Consider the following 1188-nt stretch of genomic DNA (forward strand, 5'->3'; position numbering starts at 1 on the left):
GCGGATGCCAGCAACCAGTCTACAGTCCGGCCCCGCAGCGCAAAGCCGGGCGTGTCGACGTAGGGGAGGCTAGGCGTCGACCTTGAGGTCGCGGCGCAGTTTGGCGACGTGGCCGGTGGCGCGGACGTTGTATTGCGCCAGGGTGACCTTGCCGTCCGGACCCACCACCACCGTGGAACGGATGAGGCCGTCATAGCTGCGGCCGTAGTTCTTCTTCTCGCCCCACGCCGCGTAGTCCGCCGCCACCGTGTGATCGGGGTCGGAAAGCAGCGGGAAGCTCAGTGCTTCGGCGTCCGCGAACTTGGCGAGCTTCTCGACGGGGTCGGGGGAAATGCCGACCACGTCATAGCCGGCAGCCTGCAGGGCGCCCAGGGAGTCGCGGAAGTCGCAGGCCTGCTTGGTGCAGCCGGGCGTGGCAGCGGCGGGGTAGAAGTAGACCACCGTGTTGCGGCCGCGGAAGTCCTTCAGGCTGACCTCGCGCCCCGCCGAGTCGAGCAGTCGAAAGTCGGGTGCGGTGTCCCCGGGAACGAGTCGTTCAGGCATCTTGATCTCCTTGACAAATTGACGCAAACCAGTCTACGGAGTGCGGCGGCGGCCCACCAATCAGACAGTCGTTATACTCTTGGGTATGCCTGATATGGATCGCTGGCCCACGGGCCGCTTATTGTCCACGGCAGCACGCCTTGTAGAACACTCCTGGAACGAGAAGCTTGGGGCCATCGGCCTCACCCATGCCGGGGTCATCGCCATGGAAGTGCTCTCCGTTCAAGGACCCATGACCCAAGCGCAGTTGGCGCATCTGGTTCGGGTCCAGGCCCAGACCATGGGCAAGACACTCAGCCGGCTCGAAGCCCACGGCCACATCTCCCGGGAGCGAAGCGCTTCCGACCGCCGCAGCCACGTCGTGAAGCTGACCGATCGCGGACGCGAAGCGGTGCTGGAAGCCGCGGATATGGAACGGTCGGTCCTTGCTGCCGCCTCGATCGACCCGGACTCACTCCGGCGCGAGCTGCAAGCCGTGGTCAGGGAACTGGCCAACCGGATTTCCTCGCCGGAGGGTAAGGCCATCGTCACCGCGGCGGACCCGGCCGTTCCCGCCGAGGCGACCAGCCTGAACTAGGCGACCCGGTACCCGGGCCCATGCGTGTCATGCCCGGCGTCCGGCCGAGTGCTCACATAGGGTTTTCC

Annotated in this window: 2 protein-coding genes; one reads left to right on the top strand and one right to left on the bottom strand. The window is 66.2% G+C overall.

The genetic code is table 11. The features are described from left to right. Positions 1–69: 69 nt before the first annotated feature. Entirely contained in the window at positions 70–543 is a 474-nt protein-coding gene (bcp, locus tag AB4Y86_RS19250; protein ID WP_441403722.1) for a thioredoxin-dependent thiol peroxidase, read from the bottom strand. A gap of 85 nt (positions 544–628) precedes the next feature. Here bcp and AB4Y86_RS19255 point away from each other — a divergent pair, with 85 nt between their 5' ends. Further along, complete coding sequence (locus AB4Y86_RS19255) at positions 629–1120, top strand: MarR family winged helix-turn-helix transcriptional regulator (RefSeq protein ID WP_441403723.1); 492 nt, start codon at positions 629–631, stop codon at positions 1118–1120. Positions 1121–1188 lie beyond the last annotated feature (68 nt).

The organism is Arthrobacter sp. 2YAF22_2 (assembly GCF_052114645.1).
GTDB lineage: Bacteria > Actinomycetota > Actinomycetes > Actinomycetales > Micrococcaceae > Arthrobacter.